This is a genomic window from Streptomyces justiciae (assembly GCF_015163075.1).
GTDB lineage: Bacteria > Actinomycetota > Actinomycetes > Streptomycetales > Streptomycetaceae > Streptomyces > Streptomyces justiciae.
In genome coordinates, this window is the sequence record NZ_JADDXU010000007.1 from 465,577 (window position 1) to 485,294 (window position 19,718).

13 protein-coding genes and 1 tRNA gene are annotated in these 19,718 nt (G+C 69.5%); 2 read left to right on the top strand and 12 right to left on the bottom strand.

What is annotated here, in order from left to right; all coding sequences use genetic code 11:
* Nucleotides 1-21 precede the first annotated feature (21 nt).
* On the top strand, nt 22-783 hold the full coding sequence (locus IQ210_RS22230) for an SDR family NAD(P)-dependent oxidoreductase (protein WP_194080812.1): 762 nt from the start codon (nt 22-24) through the stop codon (nt 781-783).
* On the opposite strand, the gene IQ210_RS22235 is transcribed toward IQ210_RS22230, so the two are convergent.
* The 10 genes from IQ210_RS22235 to IQ210_RS22280 all read right to left on the bottom strand — a co-directional run bounded on the left by IQ210_RS22235 (nt 731) and on the right by IQ210_RS22280 (nt 15,614).
* A complete protein-coding gene (locus IQ210_RS22235) occupies nt 731-1,030 on the bottom strand; it encodes a hypothetical protein (protein WP_194080813.1) in 300 nt (99 codons plus the stop codon). The genes IQ210_RS22230 and IQ210_RS22235 overlap by 53 nt on opposite strands.
* Before the next feature lie 133 nt (nt 1,031-1,163).
* Nucleotides 1,164-1,634, bottom strand: a complete 471-nt coding sequence (locus IQ210_RS22240; protein WP_194080846.1) for a Dps family protein — start codon at nt 1,632-1,634, stop codon at nt 1,164-1,166.
* Between the two features lie 202 nt (nt 1,635-1,836).
* The gene (locus IQ210_RS22245) at nt 1,837-2,217 is read right to left on the bottom strand and encodes a helix-turn-helix domain-containing protein (protein ID WP_003993396.1); all 381 of its coding nucleotides are present in this window, start codon (nt 2,215-2,217) and stop codon (nt 1,837-1,839) included.
* Between the two features lie 109 nt (nt 2,218-2,326).
* Entirely contained in the window at nt 2,327-2,863 is a 537-nt protein-coding gene (locus tag IQ210_RS22250) for a CinA family protein (protein WP_194080814.1), read from the bottom strand.
* Complete coding sequence (gene pgsA, locus IQ210_RS22255; protein WP_194080815.1) at nt 2,860-3,576, bottom strand: CDP-diacylglycerol--glycerol-3-phosphate 3-phosphatidyltransferase; 717 nt, start codon at nt 3,574-3,576, stop codon at nt 2,860-2,862. The genes IQ210_RS22250 and pgsA overlap by 4 nt, the downstream gene beginning before the upstream one ends.
* Nucleotides 3,573-5,042 (bottom strand): 30S ribosomal protein S12 methylthiotransferase RimO, encoded by a 1,470-nt coding sequence (gene rimO, locus IQ210_RS22260; RefSeq protein ID WP_194080816.1) that lies wholly within the window; start codon nt 5,040-5,042, stop codon nt 3,573-3,575. The genes pgsA and rimO overlap by 4 nt, the downstream gene beginning before the upstream one ends.
* An 85-nt stretch (nt 5,043-5,127) precedes the next feature.
* Nucleotides 5,128-5,964 (bottom strand): helix-turn-helix domain-containing protein, encoded by an 837-nt coding sequence (locus IQ210_RS22265; protein ID WP_194080817.1) that lies wholly within the window; start codon nt 5,962-5,964, stop codon nt 5,128-5,130.
* Nucleotides 5,965-6,244: 280 nt separating this feature from the next.
* Nucleotides 6,245-8,968 carry a DNA translocase FtsK gene (locus IQ210_RS22270; RefSeq protein ID WP_194080818.1) on the bottom strand — a complete coding sequence of 908 codons (2,724 nt, stop codon included), beginning with the start codon at nt 8,966-8,968 and terminating at the stop codon, nt 6,245-6,247.
* Nucleotides 8,969-9,092: 124 nt separating this feature from the next.
* Nucleotides 9,093-9,782 carry a response regulator gene (locus IQ210_RS22275; protein WP_097269627.1) on the bottom strand — a complete coding sequence of 230 codons (690 nt, stop codon included), beginning with the start codon at nt 9,780-9,782 and terminating at the stop codon, nt 9,093-9,095.
* Nucleotides 9,783-10,151: 369 nt separating this feature from the next.
* Nucleotides 10,152-15,614, bottom strand: coding sequence for a HAMP domain-containing protein (locus IQ210_RS22280; RefSeq protein ID WP_194080819.1), 5,463 nt, complete (start codon nt 15,612-15,614; stop codon nt 10,152-10,154).
* A gap of 380 nt (nt 15,615-15,994) precedes the next feature.
* On the opposite strand from IQ210_RS22280, the gene IQ210_RS22285 reads away from it, so the two are divergent.
* On the top strand, nt 15,995-18,742 hold the full coding sequence (locus IQ210_RS22285) for a SpoIIE family protein phosphatase (protein WP_194080820.1): 2,748 nt from the start codon (nt 15,995-15,997) through the stop codon (nt 18,740-18,742).
* 47 nt (nt 18,743-18,789) lie between these two features.
* On the opposite strand, the gene IQ210_RS22290 is transcribed toward IQ210_RS22285, so the two are convergent.
* Both IQ210_RS22290 and IQ210_RS22295 read right to left on the bottom strand, forming a co-directional pair.
* Nucleotides 18,790-18,865, bottom strand: a tRNA-Thr gene (locus IQ210_RS22290).
* Nucleotides 18,866-18,941: 76 nt separating this feature from the next.
* The gene (locus IQ210_RS22295) at nt 18,942-19,604 is read right to left on the bottom strand and encodes a DegT/DnrJ/EryC1/StrS family aminotransferase (RefSeq protein WP_059198503.1); all 663 of its coding nucleotides are present in this window, start codon (nt 19,602-19,604) and stop codon (nt 18,942-18,944) included.
* Nucleotides 19,605-19,718: the final 114 nt, after the last annotated feature.

Here is a 19,718-nt window from a genome sequence, read left to right on the forward strand (position 1 = left end):
AAACCCTCGTACCGTCCCCACATGACCGTCAGCGCGTACGACCTCACCGGACGCACCGCCTTCGTCACCGGCGCCGCCGGCGGTATCGGCCGCGCCTCCGCGGTCCTGCTCGCCGAGGCGGGCGCCACCGTGCACTGCGCCGACCGCGACGCACAGGGCCTGCACAAGACGGCGACCTTGATCAAGGACGCGGGCGGCACCGCCCGCACCCACCACCTCGACGTGACGGACCGGGAGCAGCTCCGCGAAGCCATCGCCTCCTGCGGGGAGTTGGACGTGCTGGCCGCGATCGCCGGCATCATGCACAGCAGCCCGGTCCTGGAGACGGCGGACGAGGATCTCGACCGGGTACTGAACGTCAACTTCAAGGGAGTGCTGTACGCCTGCCAGGAGGCAGCCCGCCTCATGATCGCCCGGGGCACCCGGGGCAGCATCGTCACCATGGCCTCGGGCGCCGTCGACACCGGCGGCCCCGGCCTGCTCGCCTACGGCGCGGCCAAGGCGGCCGTCGTACAGCTGACGAAGACCCTGGCGACCGAGGTCGGCCGGCACGGCATCCGGGTCAACGCCGTCGCCCCGGGCTGGATCCGCACGCCGATGACCGACCGCCACGGCGAGGACCAGGAGCGGACCGAGGCGCTGATGGCCCGTATGTCACCCCTGGGCCGGGTAGGTCAGTCCCACGAGGTCGCCCACGCCGTGCTGTACCTGGCGTCCGACGCCGCGTCCTTCACGACGGGCCAGATCCTCCGTCCGAACGGCGGAGTGGCGATGCCGTGGTGACGGCGCCCGGGGCGACCTGCGCCGCCGCACCCCGCCAGGCCGCCCGCCACCGCCCCACAGCGAGCGCCCCGGCCGCCCGCCCCCTCGGCACACAGTGCACCGGCAGCAGGCTCAGCCCCCACCCGCCGGCGGCGACGGCACCCTCCAGCGCCCCTGTATCGGAGGCCAGCGCCAGCCGCAGCACGGCCCACCACCACAGCACGCCCAGCGTGACGGCCACCCCCCACCGCGCTATCGGACGGCCCACGACCCCACCTCCAGCCCGCAGAACCCGAAGCCCCCAAGGCACCCGGCAAAACCACGGGACCCGACGCTAGACCCCTGCCCCACCCACCGACAGGGCGCACCAAGGGCACACCGAGGCACCCCCAGCCCCCGCCTCACCCGTTCTCGGCCTGGAACATCCAGTGATGCTTCTCCAGATCCGCCGTGATCCCGATGAAGAGGTCCTGGCTGACCGGGTCGGCATCCCCGGTCGCCGCCACTCGCTCCCGCATCCGCCCGATCACCGCGCCCAGCGCGTCCACCAGCGCCCCCACCGCGTCCGCGTCCTTGACCCACCCCTCGGACACCGCCCCGATGCCGCTGCCCGCCGCCACCGTCGCCGCCCGCCCGTCCGGCGGGACGCCCAGCGCGGAGGCCCGCTCGGCGACGGTGTCGGAGTGGGTGCGTGCGATGTCCACGACCTCGTCGAGTTGCAGATGCACGGACCGGAACCGGGGCCCGACCACGTTCCAGTGGATCTGCTTCGCCACGAGGGCGAGGTCCACCAGATCGACGAGGGCCCCTTGCAGGGCCTCGGCCACGGTCTTCAGGTCCGCGTCGGACAACGGGCTCTTCACGACGTACATGCGCATGCTCCGATTCCTGTACACGGCTACACGGCCCCGAGCCCCGCCCGTCCCACGATGCACGAAAGCCCCGGCCGACGCCTCTCCAGATGTTCCGGAGAGACCCGGCCGGGGCCTCGCGCACTTCGTGAAGTGCCGTGCGCTTCTCAGCGCATCGTCAGCTCGTCCTCGAGCGGAACCCGAGGGCGTACGCGCGTGACGCTCAGGCGGCGACGACGTCCACTGCCTCGGCGGGCGCCTTGATGGTCACCCGTTCCGGTGGCACACCGGTCACCGAGACGGAACCCAGCATCGGACGTACCGGCGTGGGCACGGGCTCGCTGGGGGTGGCCGCAGCGGACTGGGCCAGCTCGGCGAGGGCGAGCTCGTCGCTCACTTCCCGCATCAGTTCGGACATCCGTACGTCCAGCGCGTCGCAGATGGCGGAGAGCAGCTCGGAGGAAGCCTCCTTCTGCCCCCGCTCCACCTCGGAGAGATAGCCGAGTGAAACTCGGGCGGACGAGGAGACTTCGCGCAGAGTACGGCCCTGGCGTTGGCGCTGCCGACGCAGCACGTCACCCAGCAGGCGACGGAGCAGAATCATCGGTGGCTCCCTCCTCGGACCGCGTAGCCGCATCCTTCACGCCCCACCGTACCGCCTTGCGCCGCGGCCGTGCGGGGAGCGATGTCGTGTTCACTCAGGGCTGCAAACATCAAAACCCCCCGTTCCGTTCCGTATCCTGTGCCCGCTCATTCCCGGTCTGTTCGCCCGCAAGCTCCTGAAGGAGCAGTGCGAGTACGCTCCGTACACTCTCCATACGAATTTCCGCGCGGTCGCCGTTCAACCGCAGCGACGCGACTTTCCCGCCATCGGAGAGCTCCGAAGCGGGTCCGTCGACCGCCACGTAGACCGTTCCGACGGGCTTTCCGTCCTGTTCGTCCGGTCCTGCGACTCCCGTGGTCGCGATGCCCCAGTCGGCGCCGAGCGCCTTGCGGACACCGGCCGCCATCTGGGCCGCGACCTGCGGGTCCACCGCTCCATGCGCCGCCAGCAGGTCGGCGTCGACACCGAGCAGTTCATGCTTCAGTTCGGTGGCGTAGGCCGTCACCGAACCGCGGAAGGCCTGGGACGCCCCGGGAGCCGCTGTGATTTCCGCCGCAACCAATCCACCGGTGAGCGACTCGGCGACCGCGAGCGTCTCGCCCTTCACCGTCAGTAGTCGCACCACTTCAGTGGCCGGGGAACTCACGCTTCCGACTCCTCCAACGCCGCCTCGCGCTCGGCGATTCCCTGCCTGCGCAGCACAATGGCCTGTCTCACATAGTCGAGGCCGGTCGCCACGGTCAGGACGACCGCCACGGCCATCACCCAGAACCTCGCGGTCGCCAGCCACCCCGTCAGCGCCAGGATGTACATCCCGACCGCGATGCCCTGCGCGAGGGTCTTCAGCTTGCCGCCGCGGCTCGCCGGGATGACGCCGTACCGGATGACGATGAAACGCAGCAGCGTGATCCCGAGTTCCCGGCCGAGAATGACCGCGGTCACCCACCACGGCAGGTCGCCGAGCGCGGACAGACAGATCAGCGCCGCCCCCATGATCGCCTTGTCGGCGATGGGGTCGGCGATCTTCCCGAAGTCGGTGACGAGGTTGTAGGTGCGCGCCAGATGGCCGTCGAAGAGGTCGGTGATCATGGCGATCGAGAAGGCGGCCCAGGCGAACGAGCGCCACGCGGGGTCGTGTCCCCCGGCGGCCAGCATCAGCGCGACGAAGCCCGGCACCAGCAGCAGCCGGATCATCGTCAGGATGTTGGCGATGTTCCAGAGGCTGGCCTGGTTGACGGCCGCGGCCGCGATCTTGCCGCCGCGCGCGGACTTGCCACCGCTGTCGGTACCGGACGCACCCATCTGCGAATGACCCGTCTTGGAGGGGCCGCCCGCAGCGGATGCCGGTACTCCGGTCATCTGCCCGCCTCCTCACTACACGCGAGCGAGCCCGTCACCGGCTCGGCCACCAGGTCGACACCCTCGGTACCGACCACCTTCGCCTCGACGATACGGCCGACGCTCAGCTCCTCGCCGCCCGTGAGCAGCACCTGGCCGTCCGTCTCCGGCGCCTGGTGCGCACCGCGCCCGTACACGCCCTCCTCGTCCACGGACTCCACCAGCACGTGCACGGTCTCGCCCACGCGCTCCTCGGCCCGCTGCGAGACGAGTTCCTCGGCGAGCCGGGAGACACGTGCCAGCCGCTCGGCGACGACGTCCTCGTCGAGCTTGTTGTCGTACGTGGCCGCTTCCGTGCCCTCCTCGTCGGAGTAGCCGAAGACGCCGATGGCGTCCAGCCGCGCGCCGTTGAGGAAACGCTCCAGCTCGGCCAGATCGGCCTCGCTCTCGCCGGGGAAGCCCACGATGAAGTTGGAGCGCACGCCCGCCTGCGGGGCCTTGCTCCGGATGGTGTCGAGCAGCTCCAGGAAGCGGTCGGTGTCACCGAAGCGGCGCATCGCGCGCAGCACGCCGGGCGCGGAGTGCTGGAAGGACAGGTCGAAGTAGGGCACGACCTTGGGCGTCGACGTCAGCACGTCGATGAGGCCGGGCCGCATCTCGGCCGGCTGGAGGTAGCTGACGCGCACCCGCTCGATGCCGTCGACCTCGGCGAGCTCGGGCAGCAGCGACTCCAGCAGGCGGATGTCGCCCAGGTCCTTGCCGTAGGACGTGTTGTTCTCGGAGACCAGCATGATCTCCTTGACGCCCTGCTCGCCCAGCCAGCGCGTCTCGTTGAGCACGTCCGAGGGGCGCCGGGAGATGAACGAGCCGCGGAAGGACGGGATGGCGCAGAACGTGCAGCGCCGGTCGCAGCCGGAGGCGAGCTTCACCGAGGCCACCGGGGAGCCGTCCAGACGACGGCGCAGGGGCGCGCGCGGGCCGGAGGACGGAGCGAGCCCTTCCGGAAGGTCCACGGGGCCGTGCCCGGGCAGCGCCACCTCGGCCGCCGACTCCTGGCGCTCGGCCGGGCTGATCGGCAGCAGCTTGCGCCGGTCGCGCGGGGTGTGGGCCGCGTGGATGCCGCCGGACAGGATGGTCTGCAGACGGTCGGAGATGTCGGCGTAGTCGTCGAAGCCGAGCACGCCGTCGGCCTCGGGGAGGGCCTCGGCGAGGTCCTTGCCGTACCGCTCGGCCATGCAGCCCACCGCCACGACGGCCTGGGTTCTGCCATGTCCCTTGAGGTCGTTGGCCTCCAGGAGGGCGTCGACGGAGTCCTTCTTGGCGGCGTCGACGAAGCCGCAGGTGTTGACGACGGCGACGTCCGCGTCCGCGGCGTCCTCCACGAGGTCCCAGCCGTCCGCCTCCAAGCGGCCTGCGAGCTCCTCCGAGTCCACCTCGTTACGGGCGCAGCCAAGAGTGACGAGTGCGACGGTACGGCGTTCAGGCATGGGCTCAAGACTACTTTGTCCCACCGACAACGAACGTCGACGGGGTTGGTGAAGATCACCAACCCCGTCGAGCACGCTCCGAGCCTCAGCCGACCTGCGGGTCGCCCTTCGTGTACGTCAGGCGCTCCACAGCGCCGGGCGCCCAGTCGTCGTCGATCTTCTTGCCGTTCACGTACAGCTGGATCGCCCCGGCGTCACCGAGGACGAGGTTGATCTTCTCGCTGTCCTGGAAGGTCTTCGACTCGCCCTGCTGGAGCAGACCGTCGAACAGCAGCCGGCCGTTGTGGTCCTTGGCGGAGATCCAGCTCTTGCCGTCGGGGGCGCTGACCTTGACGGTCACCTTGTCCTGGGGAGCGGCCGCGATGGCGCTGTCGGACGGGTCCGGCTTCGGCGACTCGGGCTTCTCGCTCTTCGGGGTGGGCGTGGCGGACTTGCCGGCGGAGGGCGAGGAACCCTCGGCGACGTGCGCCTTGCCGCCCTCGTCGTCGCCCTTGAACGCGGTGAACCCGACGAACCCGATCACGGCGACGATCGCGGCGACCATGGCCGCGGTCCAGTTGGGCCCGCGGCGTTCGGGACGGATGCGTTCCGCCTCGAACAGCGGGGCCGCCGGGGTCGGCGCCGGACGGCCGCCGTGGTCGGCGTCGTACTGGGCGAGGAGGGGGGCCGGGTCGAGGCGTACGGCCTTGGCCAGGGTCCGGATGTGGCCTCGGGCGTAGACGTCCCCGCCGCAGGGGGCGAAGTCGTCCGCTTCGATGGCATGCACGATGGCGATACGGACCCGGGTGGCGTTGCTGACGTCGTCGACGGTCAGCCCGGCCGCGATACGTGCCTGCTTCAGGGCACGGCCGACGGAGATTCGGGCTTCCTCGCGGTCGTCTTCGAACGGACGCTCGTCTTCAGGGGAGTTGCCGATGGACACGGGGGCGCCTTTCGAGCGTTTTAGCCACCTGTGCTGGGGGTTCAGTCTAGGGGGGGTGCGAAAGGGTGGGGCAACCGGGCGGTGGGACTTTGTACGCCATCGGTATGGCCGGACACGCCGATGGTGGGGCAGCAGCTTTTCGCTTCCCTCAACTTGACGTACGCCGAAGGGAAACGGTTGCTCAATGATCCCTTACGGGTGAGTCACGATCGAACACCCATCAGCGGCCCACCCGTCCGCAAGGTGACCCTTGCGCCCCGTTTCCGGAGGTGACGTCCTCTTAAGCCTCCCCGCGGATCACCGCGAGCACGCCATCCAGCTCATCAGCCTTCACAAGAACGTCACGAGCCTTCGATCCCTCGCTCGGCCCGACGATCCCCCGCGACTCCATCAGGTCCATCAGGCGCCCCGCCTTGGCGAACCCGACACGCAGCTTGCGCTGGAGCATGGACGTCGATCCGAACTGCGTGGAGACGACCAGCTCGGCCGCCTGGCACAGCAGGTCCAGGTCGTCGCCGATCTCCTCGTCGATCTCCTTCTTCTGCTTGGTGCCCACGGTGACGTCGTCCCGGAAGACGGGCGCCATCTGGTCCTTGCAGTGCTGGACGACGGCCGCGACCTCGTCCTCGGTGACGAAGGCGCCCTGCATACGGGTGGGCTTGTTCGCGCCCATCGGCAGGAACAGCCCGTCGCCCTTGCCGATCAGCTTCTCGGCGCCGGGCTGGTCGAGGATGACCCGGGAGTCGGCAAGGGACGAGGTGGCGAAGGCGAGCCGCGAGGGCACGTTGGCCTTGATCAGACCGGTGACGACGTCGACCGACGGCCGCTGCGTGGCGAGCACCAGGTGGATGCCGGCCGCACGCGCGAGCTGCGTGATGCGCACGATCGAGTCCTCGACGTCACGCGGCGCGACCATCATCAGGTCCGCGAGCTCGTCGACGATCACCAGCAGATACGGGTACGTCTTCAGCTCCCGCTCGCTGCCTTCCGGCGTCTTGAGCTTGCCGTCGCGGATGGCCTGGTTGAAGTCGTCGATGTGCCGGTACCCGAACGCCGCCAGGTCGTCGTAGCGCAGATCCATCTCCCGTACGACCCACTGGAGCGCCTCGGCGGCCCGCTTGGGGTTGGTGATGATCGGCGTGATCAGGTGCGGAATGCCCTCGTACGCGGTCAGCTCGACGCGCTTGGGGTCGACCAGGACCATCCGCACGTCCTCGGGGGTCGCGCGGACCATGATGGAAGTGATCAAGCAGTTAATGCACGACGACTTACCGGAACCGGTGGCTCCGGCGACGAGCACGTGCGGCATCTTCGCGAGGTTGGCCATCACATAGCCGCCCTCGACGTCCTTGCCGAGCGCCACCAGCATCGGATGGTCGTCCTCGGCCGCCGCGGCCAGCCGCAGCACGTCACCGAGGTTGACCATCTCGCGGTCGGTGTTGGGGATCTCGATGCCGACCGCGGACTTGCCGGGGATCGGCGAGATGATCCGTACGTCGGGACTGGCGACGGCGTACGCGATGTTCTTGGTCAGCGCGGTGATCCGCTCGACCTTCACGGCGGGGCCGAGCTCTACCTCGTAGCGCGTGACCGTCGGCCCGCGCGTGAAGCCGGTGACGGCCGCGTCGACCTTGAACTCCATGAAGACGTTCTGAAGCGAGGCGACGACCGCGTCGTTGGCGGCGCTGCGCGTCTTGCCGGGCCCGCCGCGCTCCAGGAGGTCGAGCGAGGGCAGGGAGTACGTGATGTCCCCGGACAGCTGGAGCTGCTCGGCGCGCGGGGGCAGGTCGTCGGGCGCCTCGGGCGCGGGCTTGGTGAGATCCGCGACCTCGACCTTCAGCTTCTCCTGCTTGGGCCGGGCGGCAGGCGCCGGCACGGGGCTCGGCGTCGGTACCGGCGTCGGCGTCGTGTCCTCGCGGTCCCCGACACTCACCCCCTGGGTGAGGTCGGCGACGATCGGCGACGGCGGCATCCCGTGCAGCACCGCACCGTCGAGCGCGGCAGCAGCGGCCGCGGCGACGTCCACGGCGTCCATCTGCCGGTCCATGTCGGGCTGCGGCACCGCGGAGCGCCTGGGGCGGCCACGACGCCGCGAGAGGGCCTCCTGCTCGGCGCTGTCGGGGTCGTACGCCTGGGGCGTCTGACCACGCTTCCGCGAGCGCGCGGGCAGCGCCTCACGCCACTGCTCGTCGTAGCGCTCGTCGTCCGCGGAGAACTCGTCGAACTCGTCCCCGGCCGGGTCGTGCACCACCCCGAGCCGCACGCCGAGCTCCCGCAGCCGCCGCGGAATGGCGTTGACCGGTGTGGCCGTGACGACGAGCAGCCCGAAGACGGTGAGCAGTACGAGCAGCGGTACGGCGAGGACCTCGCCCATGGTGTACGTCAGCGGAGTCGCCGCGCCCCAGCCGATGAGCCCGCCGGCGTCCCTTATGGCCTGCATGCCGTCGCTGCGAGCGGGCGCGCCGCACGCGATGTGGACCTGCCCGAGCACGCCGATGACGAGCGCGGACAGGCCGATGACGATCCGGCCGTTGGCCTCGGGCTTCTCGGGGTGCCGGATGAACCGCGCGGCGATGACCGCGAGCAGTATCGGCACGAGCAGGTCCAGGCGGCCGAAGGCGCCGGTCACGATGATCTCGACGAGGTCGCCGACCGGACCGCGCAGGTTCGACCAGGTGCCGGCCGCGCAGATCAGCGCGAGGCCGAGCAGCAGCAGCGCGACGCCGTCCTTGCGGTGTGCCGGGTCGAGGTTCTTCGCGCCGTTCCCTATGCCGCGGAACACCGCGCCCACGGCATGCGCCAGGCCCAGCCAGACGGCGCGCACGAGCTTGTAGATGCCGCCGGTCGGGTTCGGCGCCGGCTTCGGAGGCGGCGCGGCCTTCTTCGCCGCGGCCTTCTTGGCGGGCGCCTTCTTCGCCGGAGCCTTCTTCGCGGCGGCCTTCTTCGCCGGAGCCGCCGCCTTCTTCGCGGGCTGCTTCTTGGCAGCGGAGGGACGTGAGGCCATAGAGGTGAGGTTACCGGTGGAGGCGACGACCGACACGTGTGGCAGGTGCTTCACCCGTTCGTGTCGCCCTTGCGAGGACAGGAAACTGACGTGTGCTCACGCACAACTGGGTCGTGCCGGGGCCTCAGTTCTGGGAGGGCACCGACGACGTGCTTCCGGCGCCCGGCTCCAGCGCGTCCAGCGCCCGCCGCAAACCGGTGAGTTTGCGTTCGAGATGCGCCGCCGTGGCGACGGCCGCCGCGTCCGCCGACTCGTCGTCGAGCTGCTTGGACAGCGCCTCGGCCTGCTCCTCGACCGCGGCGAGCCGCGCGGACAGCTCGGCGAGCAGTCCCGCCGGCTCCTTCGACTCGCCGGCCGCCGGCGCCTTGCCGCCGGTGCCGCCCTCCAACTGGAGCCGCAGCAGCGCCGCCTGCTCCCGCAGCTGGCAGTTCTTCATGTAGAGCTCGACGAACACGGAGACCTTCGCGCGCAGCACCCACGGGTCGAAGGGCTTGGAGATGTAGTCGACCGCGCCGGCCGCGTAACCACGGAACGTGTGGTGCGGGCCGTGGTTGATCGCGGTGAGGAAGATGATCGGGATGTCCCGGGTGCGCTCCCGCCGCTTGATGTGCGCGGCGGTCTCGAAGCCGTCCATGCCCGGCATCTGGACGTCCAGCAGAATGACCGCGAAGTCGTCAGTGAGCAGCGCTTTGAGCGCTTCCTCCCCGCTCGATGCCCGCACCAGTGTCTGATCGAGCGCGGAGAGGATGGCCTCCAGCGCCAGCAGATTCTCCGGCCGGTCATCGACCAGGAGGATCTTGGCCTTCTGCACCATGGCCCGCCCTCCTCGCCCCGGATGTGCACCGGGCGCCGCCCCTGGGGACGACTCCCTTTCGCCGCCCGTCCTTGTGCCGGTCATGGTAGCCGCACCCCGCCCGTCGCCACACCCTGTCACCGCGATGTCACTGTGCACGTAGCAGAAACGCAAGCGGAGACCAGAAGGTTCCCCGAATCCCGTACTTCTACACGGCTTCGAGCACACTGAGTCAGCAACTCCGCGTGAACACAGAAGGTTCCCGCAGCATCCCCGCGAAGCCCGACCCGTCCGGTCACTCGTCCCTCACGTCGCCCGTCACGCACCCCTCACGAATCCCGCACCGGTCCCGCGTGAGGCGGTCCCGCGCACTCCCGCGCGGGCCCCGCATCACGCGCCCCGCATCCACTGCTCCATGACCGCGAGCAGGTGATCGGGGTCGACCGGTTTGGTCACGTAGTCGGAGGCGCCCGACTCGATCGCCTTCTCCCGGTCGCCCTTCATCGCCTTCGCGGTCAGCGCGATGATCGGCAGGCCCGCGAACTGCGGCATCCGGCGGATCGCCGTCGTCGTCGCGTACCCGTCCATCTCCGGCATCATGATGTCCATGAGCACGACCGTGACGTCGTCGTGCTGCTCCAGGACCTCGATGCCCTCACGGCCGTTCTCGGCGTACAGCACCGACAGCCCGTGCTGCTCCAGGACGCTGGTGAGCGCGAAGACGTTGCGGATGTCGTCGTCGACGATGAGCACCTTCTCGCCGCCGAACCGGATACCGCGCCGCACCTCCGTCGCCTGGTTCTGCTCGGTCGCCGACCACTGCTCATCAGGCCGCTGTTCGACCTCCGGCAGGGTCCGGCGGCGGCGCCGGAACAGCGCGGCTGCACCGTTCTGCGTCTCCTGGTACGACCGCACCTCGGCCGGCGTCTCGACCTCCACCTCGGACAGCCCGTTGCTCTCCGAGGCGAGCAGCTCACCGGCCTCCAGAGCCGGCATGGGCTGCTGGTAGCCCTGCGGCGGCAGTTCGCTCGGGTGCAGCGGCAAATACAGCGTGAACGTCGAGCCGCGACCGGGCTCGCTCTGGGCGTGGATCTCGCCGCCGAGCAGCTGGGCGATCTCCCGCGAGATGGAGAGCCCGAGGCCCGTACCGCCGTACTTGCGACTGGTCGTGCCGTCCGCCTGTTTGAACGCCTCGAAGATCACCCGCATCTTGCTGGCCGCGATCCCGATCCCGGTGTCGGTGACGGAGAACGCGATCAGAGCGGCGTCCGGGTCCCGCAGCGAACCGGTCTCCAGAAGCTGCTCGCGGATCTGCATCGGCACGTCCGCGTTGGCGGGCCGGATCACCAGCTCGACCGAGCCGGAGTCGGTGAACTTCACCGCGTTGGACAGCAGGTTGCGCAGCACCTGGAGCAGCCGCTGCTCGTCGGTGTGCAGCGTGGCGGGCAGCTCCGGCGAGACCCGTACGGACAGGTCCAGGCCCTTCTCCGCGGTCAGCGGGCGGAAGGTGGCCTCCACGTAGTCGACGAGCTGGACCAGCGCGATACGCGTCGGGGAGACATCCATCTTGCCCGCCTCGACCTTCGACAGGTCGAGGATGTCGTTGATCAGCTGGAGCAGGTCGGAGCCGGCCCCGTGGATGGTCTCGGCGAACTCCACCTGCTTCGGGGTGAGGTTGGCGTCCGCGTTGTCGGCGAGCAGCTTGGCGAGGATCAGCAGCGAGTTGAGCGGCGTCCGCAGCTCGTGCGACATGTTGGCGAGGAACTCGCTCTTGTACCGCATGGAGACGGCGAGTTGCTCGGCGCGCTCCTCCAGGACCTGCCGCGCCTCCTCGATCTCGGTGTTCTTCACCTCGATGTCGCGGTTCTGCTGGGCCAGCAGCTCGGCCTTCTCCTCCAGTTCGGCGTTGGACGACTGGAGGGCCTTCTGCCGGTTCTCCAACTCGGCCGACCGCTCACGGAGTTGCTCGGTCAGCTCCTGCGACTGCTTCAGCAGCTGCTCGGTCTTGGTGTTGACGGAGATGGTGTTGACGCTGGTCGCGATCATCTCGGCGATCTGGTTGAGGAAGTCCTTCTGGATCTGCGTAAAGGGAGTGAAGGAGGCCAGCTCGATGACACCGAGCACCTTGCCCTCGAACAGCACCGGAAGGACGATCACTTGCGCCGGAGGCGCCTCGCCGAGGCCGGAGGAGATCTTCAGATAACCGCTGGGCGCGTTCTCCACGAGGATCGTGCGCTTCTCCTGCGCGGCCGTCCCGATGAGTGCCTCACCCGGCCGGAACGAGGTCGGCATGGAGCCCATGGAGTAGCCGTACGAGCCGAGCATGCGCAGTTCGTACGAGTCCTCCTGGTCGGCGCTCGCGTCCTTGCCGTCGACGAGTGGCATCGCGAGGAAGAACGCCCCGTGCTGCGCGGAGACGACCGGCGTCAGCTCGCTCATGATCAGCGAGGCCACGTCCGCGAGGTCGCGGCGGCCCTGCATCAGCGCGGAGATACGGGCCAGGTTGCCCTTGAGCCAGTCCTGCTCCTTGTTGGCGATCGTGGTGTCGCGCAGGTTGGCGATCATCTTGTTGATGTAGTCCTGGAGTTCCTGGATCTCCCCGGACGCGTCCACGTCGATCTTCAGGTTCAGGTCGCCACGGGTCACCGCGGTCGCCACGCGCGCGATGGCACGCACCTGCCGGGTCAGGTTCCCGGCCATCTCGTTCACGGACTCGGTGAGGTCCCGCCAGGTGCCGTCGACGTCACGCACGCGTGCCTGGCCGCCGAGCTGTCCTTCCGTGCCCACCTCGCGGGCGACTCGGGTGACCTCCTCGGCGAAGGAGGAGAGCTGGTCGACCATCGTGTTGATGGTGGTCTTCAGCTCCAGGATCTCGCCGCGCGCGTCGATGTCGATCTTCTTCGTCAGGTCACCCTTGGCGATGGCCGTGGTCACCATGGCGATGTTCCGCACCTGACCGGTCAGGTTGGACGCCATCTGGTTCACGGACTCGGTGAGGTCCTTCCACGTACCGGCCACACCGGGCACGCGCGCCTGCCCGCCCAGGATGCCGTCCGTACCCACCTCGCGGGCCACCTTGGTGACCTGGTCGGCGAACGAACTCAGCGTCTTCACCATGGTGTTGAAGGTGTCGGCGAGCTGCGCGACCTCACCGCGCGCCTCGATCGTCACCGTCCGCGTCAGGTCGCCGTTGGCGACCGCGGACGCCACCTGGGAGATGTTCCGCACCTGCATGGTCAGGTTGTTGGCCATGAGGTTCACGTTGTCGCTGAGGTCCTTCCAGATGCCGACAACGCCCGGCACATGGGCCTGCCCGCCCAGGATGCCCTCGGTACCCACCTCGCGGGCCACCCGGGTCACCTGCTCGGCGAAGGACGACAGCTGGTCCACCATCGTGTTGACGGTGCTGACGAGTTCGAGGATCTCGCCCTTGGCGTCGACGGTGATCTTCTTCGACAGGTCGCCCTTGGCGACCGCGGTCGTGACCTCGGCGATGTTGCGCACCTGGATCGTCAGGTTGTTCGCCATGAAGTTCACGGACTGCGTGAGGTCCTTCCAGGTGCCGGAGACCCCCTGCACCTCGGCCTGGCCGCCGAGGATGCCCTCGGTGCCCACCTCGCGCGCCACACGCGTGACCTCTTCGGCGAAGGACGACAGCTGGTCGACCATCGTGTTCAGGGTGTTCTTCAGCTCCAGGATCTCGCCGCGCGCGTCCACGGTGATCTTCTGGGACAGGTCACCCCGGGCCACCGCGGTCGCGACCTGCGCGATGTTGCGCACCTGGCCGGTGAGGTTGGACGCCATGCCGTTCACTGAGTCGGTGAGGTCGCGCCACACACCGGCGACGCCGGGCACCTGCGCCTGCCCGCCGAGGCGGCCCTCGGTACCCACCTCGCGGGCCACCCGGGTCACCTGGTCGGCGAAGGCGGACAGCTGGTCGACCATCGTGTTGATGGTGTTCTTCAGCTCCAGGATCTCGCCGCGCGCGTCGACGTCGATCTTCTGGGACAGGTCGCCCCGGGCCACCGCGGTCGTCACCTGGGCGATCTGCCGCACCTGCGAGGTGAGGTTGCCACCCATGAAGTTGACGGAGTCGGTGAGCTCCTTCCACGTACCGGAAACCCCCGGCACGACGGCCTGACCGCCCAGGCGGCCCTCGGTGCCCACGTCCCGGGCCATCCGCGTCACCTGGTCCGCGAAGGCCGACAGCTGGTCCACCATCGTGTTCACGGTGTTCTTCAGCTGGAGCATCTCGCCGGACACATCGACGGTGACCTTCTGCGACAGGTCACCGTTGGCCACGGCCGTCGTCACCTGGGCGATGTTCCTCACCTGTCCGGTGAGGTTCCGGAACGCCGTGTTGACGGAGTCGGTCAGGTCCTTCCAGGTACCGGCGGCCCCGGGCACCTGCGCCTGCCCGCCCAGCTCACCCTCGACACCGACCTCGCGCGCCACGCGCGTGACCTCGGCACCGAACGCCGACAGCTGGTCCACCATCCCGTTGACGGTGTTCTTCAGCTCCAGCATCTCGCCGGCCACGTCGACCGTGACCTTCTGCGACAGGTCACCGCTCGCCACAGCGGTCGTCACGGCCGCGATGTCCCGCACCTGGATGGTCAGGTTCCGGAAGACCGTGTTCACCGAATCGGTGAGGTCCTTCCACGTCCCCGCCGCACCCGGCACATTCGCCTGCCCGCCGAGCTGCCCCTCGGCACCGACCTCGTTGGCCACGCGCGTGACCTCGTCCGCGAAGATCCGCAGCGTCTCGGTCATCTGGTTGATCGTGTCCGCGAGCTGGGCGACCTCGCCCCGCGCCGACACCGTCACCTTCTGCGACAAGTCACCGCTGGCGACCGCGGTCGTGACCTGGGCGATCCCACGCACCTGAGCCGTCAGATTGCCGGCCATCAGGTTCACCGAATCGGTGAGGTCCTTCCACACACCGGCCACACCGGGCACCTGCGCCTGCCCGCCGAGCTCGCCCTCGACGCCCACCTCGCGCGCGACGCGGGTCACCTCGGAGGAGAAGGACGACAGCTGGTCCACCATCGTGTTGACGGTGTTCTTCAGCTCCAGCATCTCGCCGGCCACATGAACGGTGACCTTGCGGGACAGATCACCCTTGGCCACGGCCGTCGTCACCAGCGCGATGTCCCGCACCTGAGCCGTCAGCCGGTACGCCATGGTGTTGACCGAATCCGTGAGGTCCTTCCACGAACCCGACATCCCGCGCACCTTGGCCTGCCCGCCCAGCTTGCCCTCGGTGCCCACCTCGCTGGCCACGCGCGTGACCTCGTCGGTGAACGTCGACAGCTGGTCGACCAGATTGTTGACAGTGCGCCCGACCTTCAGGAACTCCCCGCGCAGCGGATGCCCGCTCCCGTCCGGCGCCTGCGTCCGCAGCTCCATACGCGGCGACAGATCACCCTCCGCGACCGCGGAGAGCACCCGACCGACCTCCGAGACAGGCCGTACGAGATCGTCGACCAGCGCGTTGGAGGCGTCGATGGCCGTCAGCCACGAGCCCTCACAGGCGCCGATTTCCAGCCGTTCCGTGAGCTTGCCCTCACGGCCCACCATCCGCCGCACCCGGGACAGCTCACCCGTGAGATGCAGATTACGGTCGGCCACCTCGTTGTAAACCGCCGCGATCTCGGACAACACGCCGTCACCGGACACCGTGAGCCGCTTGCGGAAGTTCCCGTCCCGCATCGACACCAGAGCCGCCAGCAGTCGGTTCAGGGCGGCCGTGTCCACCGCGGTGGTCCCGCCGCGCGGTTTGCGCTGGTTGTTCAGGGACTGTCCGCCTTTCGCGCGCGTCTTAGTGCCCCGCGTCGCTGCGCCAGACTCCACTGTGTCCCTCCCGCAGGGGTCGACCGTTACTGCTGTGCTCCGGTACCACTGCCCGACGTACCGGTTGATGCTGCTGTGTACCCGTGCCGGATATACCAGGCCGCATCACGGGCTGCTGCCCGCTCGCGGCAGATGACACCCGGCCTGCCCGGACCTTCACAAGAAGCTTGCCCAGTGTTTCACCCTGGCTGAACCCGGCCATAACAGTTCGGCAGCTTCGCACATCGTCCGCACACCCTCCGGACGGAAACACTGGTGACCGGCATCCGCATGGACGGGGAAGGTAAGTAACCTTGCATGCGGCTGTCCAGCCGCGCCGGTCCGTCCGGCCTGGGCGGTGGCACGAGCACGAGCGGGCATCGGAGGGGCGGCCGCACAACATGACCACCGGACTGATCCCGGGGGGACATCCCCCGGACCGCCGGCCGACGGACGGCCTGCCGCACCAGCGGCACGAGCCGGTCGGCCACGGAGCCCTGCACGCCGACAACCGGACGAGGAGTTCAGTGATCACCGCGCGCGCGGCCGCCAGCTTCGAGCCCGTCGGGCGATCGGTCGCGAGCGCCCGCTCCTTCGTCCGCGACACACTCCAGGGCTGGGGCTTCGCCGACATCGTCGACGACGCGGTGGTCCTCACCAGCGAACTGGTGACGAACGCCGTGGTGCACGCGGGCACCGCCGCGGACGTCCTGTGTCTACGCAGCGACGACGGCGTACGGATCGAGGTCGCCGACCGCTACCCCGAACGCGAGATCCCCCTCCAGGGCCACCCCGCCACCATGGGCAGCCCCGACCGCGAGGGCGGCCGCGGACTCCAGCTGTGCGCCGCCCTGGCGGGCCGCTGGGGCGTCGACTACACACCCACCCACAAGCAGGTCTGGTTCCAGCTCGACCTCCCCGAACGCCCGGTGGGCACCCGCGCCGCCGGCCCGTCCCTTCCCGCGGACCTCCTCCCCCTCGCCGACGGCCGCGTCCGCGTGGCAGTCGTCCAGATCGACCGTACGGCGGCCATCACGGCCTGGAACGAGGACGCGGAGGAACTCTTCGGCTACCCGGCCGAACAGGTCACCGGCAAGCCCCTGACCGACCTCGCGGCCTGGCCGCACACCCCCGGCACCAGCACCGGCATCGCCGAGGCCCTCCAACTCTCGCGCTGGGAAGGCAGTTACGGCATCCGCGGCGCCAACGGCCGCGTCACACCGGTGTACGCCTCCCACCTCCGCGTCCGCGACACCGGCGGCGAGCCCTCCACGGTCTGCCTCCTGGTCCGCGACCACGAACGCGCGGTCCTCCAGACCCCGTTGCGCATCCCCACCTCCGACACGTCCCCCGCCGACGGCCAGAGCACCGACCCCTTCGAGGTGTTCATCGGCTCCCCGGCCCCGGACGACCTCGACGGCCTCCTCCAGCGCACGGTGGAGCGCGCCCGCGACATGCTCGACGGCGACTCCGCCTTCCTGCTCCTCGCGACCGACGACGAAACGGAGTTGGAGGTCCGCGCCTCCACCGGCCTCCCCTCCGCCCGCCAGCGCTTCGCGCGCGTGCCCGTCGAAGCCGGCCCCGGCCGCTACGGCTCGGCCCGCATGCCCGCCGTCCACGACGACCTGTCGGCCGTCCCTGGCGCGGTCCCCCTCCTCAGCGGCACGGGCATGCGCTCGGTCGTCACGGTCCCCCTGAAGGTCGAGGGCCGCCTCACCGGCTCCCTGGGCGTCGCCGCCGAGGCCCCCGGCAGATACTCGAACGAAGAGGCCCTACGCCTCCAATTCGCCGCCGACCGCATCGCGTTGGCGGTCGAGTCGGCCCGCCTCGGCGAACTGGAACGCCTGCGCCGAGGCTCTCTCAGCTTCCTGGTCGAGGCCTCCGACCTCCTGGCGGGCACCCTGGACCGCGATCAGACCCTCGCCCTCATGGCCCAGATGACGGTCCCGACCCTCGCCACCTGGTGCGCGGTCTACACGATCGCCGACCAGGCCTCGGAGCCGTACCTGTCGTACGTCCTGCACGAGGACGAGGAACTCATCGACGGCATCAAGTCGTTGCTCTCGAAGATCTCCCCGCCCGACCCGGTCCCCACCCCGGGCGCCCGCGTCTGGTCGGCACCCGCCGAGGCGGCCCACCAGGCGGCCCTGCGCACCTCCATGCGCAGCCTCGGCCTGGGCGAGCCGATCGGCCGCATCAGCACAGGCATCGGCCCCACCCTGGCCACGGCATCGGCGGTGGGCGGCGAAACAGTGGTCCTCCCCCTCGTCGCCCGCAACCGCGTCATCGGCATGCTGACCCTCGGCAAGCCCACCGACGAACACTTCCGCCAGGAAATCCTGGAACTGGCCGAGGACTTGAGCCGCAGGGCCGCCCTGGCCCTCGACAACGCCCGCCTCTACTCCGAGCGCACCGCCATCAGCCAGTCCCTCCAGCGCAGCCTCCTGCCCCCCGAGCAGCCCGCGATCGAGGGCATCGAGGTCGAGGTCATCTACCGCGCGGCCGGAGAGGGCAACGAGGTCGGTGGTGACTTCTACGACGTCTTCCCCATCCGCGAGGGCGTCTACGGCTTCGCCATCGGCGACGTCTGCGGTACGGGCCCCCACGCGGCCGCGGTGACGGGCCTCGCCCGGCACGCGCTGCGCCTGCTCGCCAGGGAGGGTCTGTCGGGCCCGGCGGTCCTGGAGCGCCTCAACTCCGCGATCCTCGACGAGGGCGCCCGCAGCCGCTTCCTGACTCTCCTCTACGGCGAGATGCGCCCCCAGGAGGACGGCAGCGCCGAGATGAAGGTCGTCTGCGCCGGCCACCCCCTCCCGCTCCGCCTGCGCCAGGACGGCACGGTCGAACCGGCCGCCGAGCCCCAGCCGCTCCTGGGAGTCATCGAGGACCTGGAGTTGTACGAGCAGTCGGTCACCCTGGACCCGGGCGACGTCCTCCTCTGCGTCACGGACGGCGTCACCGAACGCCGCGAAGGCACCCGCATGCTGGGCGACGACGGCCTCGCCGACGTCCTCACCACCTGCACGGGCCTCACGGCCGGCGCGGTCGCGGCCCGTGTCATGCGCGCGGTCGAGCGCTTCGCCTCGGACGCCCCGTCCGACGACATGGCGATCCTCGCCATGCGAATCCCCGGCCTGCACAAGGACTGAGAAGGGTACGCAAAAGGCCCCGCCCGATTGGGGCGGGGCCTTTCAGTTGGAGCCCCCTAACGGAATCGAACCGTTGACCTTCTCCTTACCATGGAGACGCTCTGCCGACTGAGCTAAGGGGGCCTGTTGCTTTTTCGAGGTTTCCCTCGCGGCAACGGAATAGATCATAGCCCGAACAGACCCGTGCTTCCAAACTCGATCAGAAGGCGGCCTGAAGCAGCCCGCCGAGCGCATTGCAGGCACCCACGACCCGCTGCATGTCCCGCTTGGTGAGCGAGGCGTCGACGGGCAGAGCCAGCGTCTCGTCCGCCGCCAGCTCGGTCTCCCGCAAGGACACACACCGCCGGAACTCGGGCAGCCGGTGCACAGGAGTCTTCACCGGCACCCGGCACTCAACTCCGCGCCCGCGCAAGGCCCGAGCAAAGGCATCCCGATCGGGCCGCCCGTTCCCGGGCACCCGCACGACGTACTGCTGATAGGTGTGCCCGTCCCCACCATCAGGGGTCCAGACCCCCTTCAACTTCCCATCGAGATAAGCGGCCCGCTCCCGCCGCTGAGCCACCTCGTCGTACGGCGCCTCGGACTCCCCCTGCTCCAGCACCAGCAGCCCGTGCCGCTGCCCCACACCGTGCAGCGCCGCTATGTCGGCCCGCCGCCCAAACCGGTGTACGACAACCACGGCCGCCGTCCGCGGAGTTACGGCCGCCTCGACGGCGGCCACGTCAAGGCAGTACGTCACCGGGTCTATGTCGGCGAACACCGGAAGCGCACCGGCCAGCACGACCGACTCGGCCACCTCGACGTTCCCGAAGGCCGGTACGACGACCTCGTCACCGACTCCGACGCCGGCGGCCCTGAGCATTGCAGCAGTACCCATGCTGCGGATGCTCCTTGCGCAACGTGAACTTCAAGTGACGCAGAACAAAAAAGGGTTGGACCCCGAACCGAAGTTCAGGATCCAACCCTTTGAAGAATT

Bases quoted from the DNA above. Each gene is read 5' to 3' on its own strand.
- IQ210_RS22240 (WP_194080846.1), bottom strand. From the start codon at position 1,634: ATGTACGTCGTGAAGAGCCCGTTGTCCGACGCGGACCTGAAGACCGTG.
- IQ210_RS22285 (WP_194080820.1), top strand. From the start codon at position 15,995: ATGACCACCGGACTGATCCCGGGGGGACATCCCCCGGACCGCCGGCCG.
- IQ210_RS22245 (WP_003993396.1), bottom strand. From the start codon at position 2,217: ATGATTCTGCTCCGTCGCCTGCTGGGTGACGTGCTGCGTCGGCAGCGC.
- IQ210_RS22270 (WP_194080818.1), bottom strand. From the start codon at position 8,968: ATGGCCTCACGTCCCTCCGCTGCCAAGAAGCAGCCCGCGAAGAAGGCG.
- IQ210_RS22295 (WP_059198503.1), bottom strand. From the start codon at position 19,604: ATGCTCAGGGCCGCCGGCGTCGGAGTCGGTGACGAGGTCGTCGTACCG.
- rimO (WP_194080816.1), bottom strand. From the start codon at position 5,042: ATGCCTGAACGCCGTACCGTCGCACTCGTCACTCTTGGCTGCGCCCGT.
- IQ210_RS22230 (WP_194080812.1), top strand. From the start codon at position 22: ATGACCGTCAGCGCGTACGACCTCACCGGACGCACCGCCTTCGTCACC.
- pgsA (WP_194080815.1), bottom strand. From the start codon at position 3,576: ATGACCGGAGTACCGGCATCCGCTGCGGGCGGCCCCTCCAAGACGGGT.
- IQ210_RS22275 (WP_097269627.1), bottom strand. From the start codon at position 9,782: ATGGTGCAGAAGGCCAAGATCCTCCTGGTCGATGACCGGCCGGAGAAT.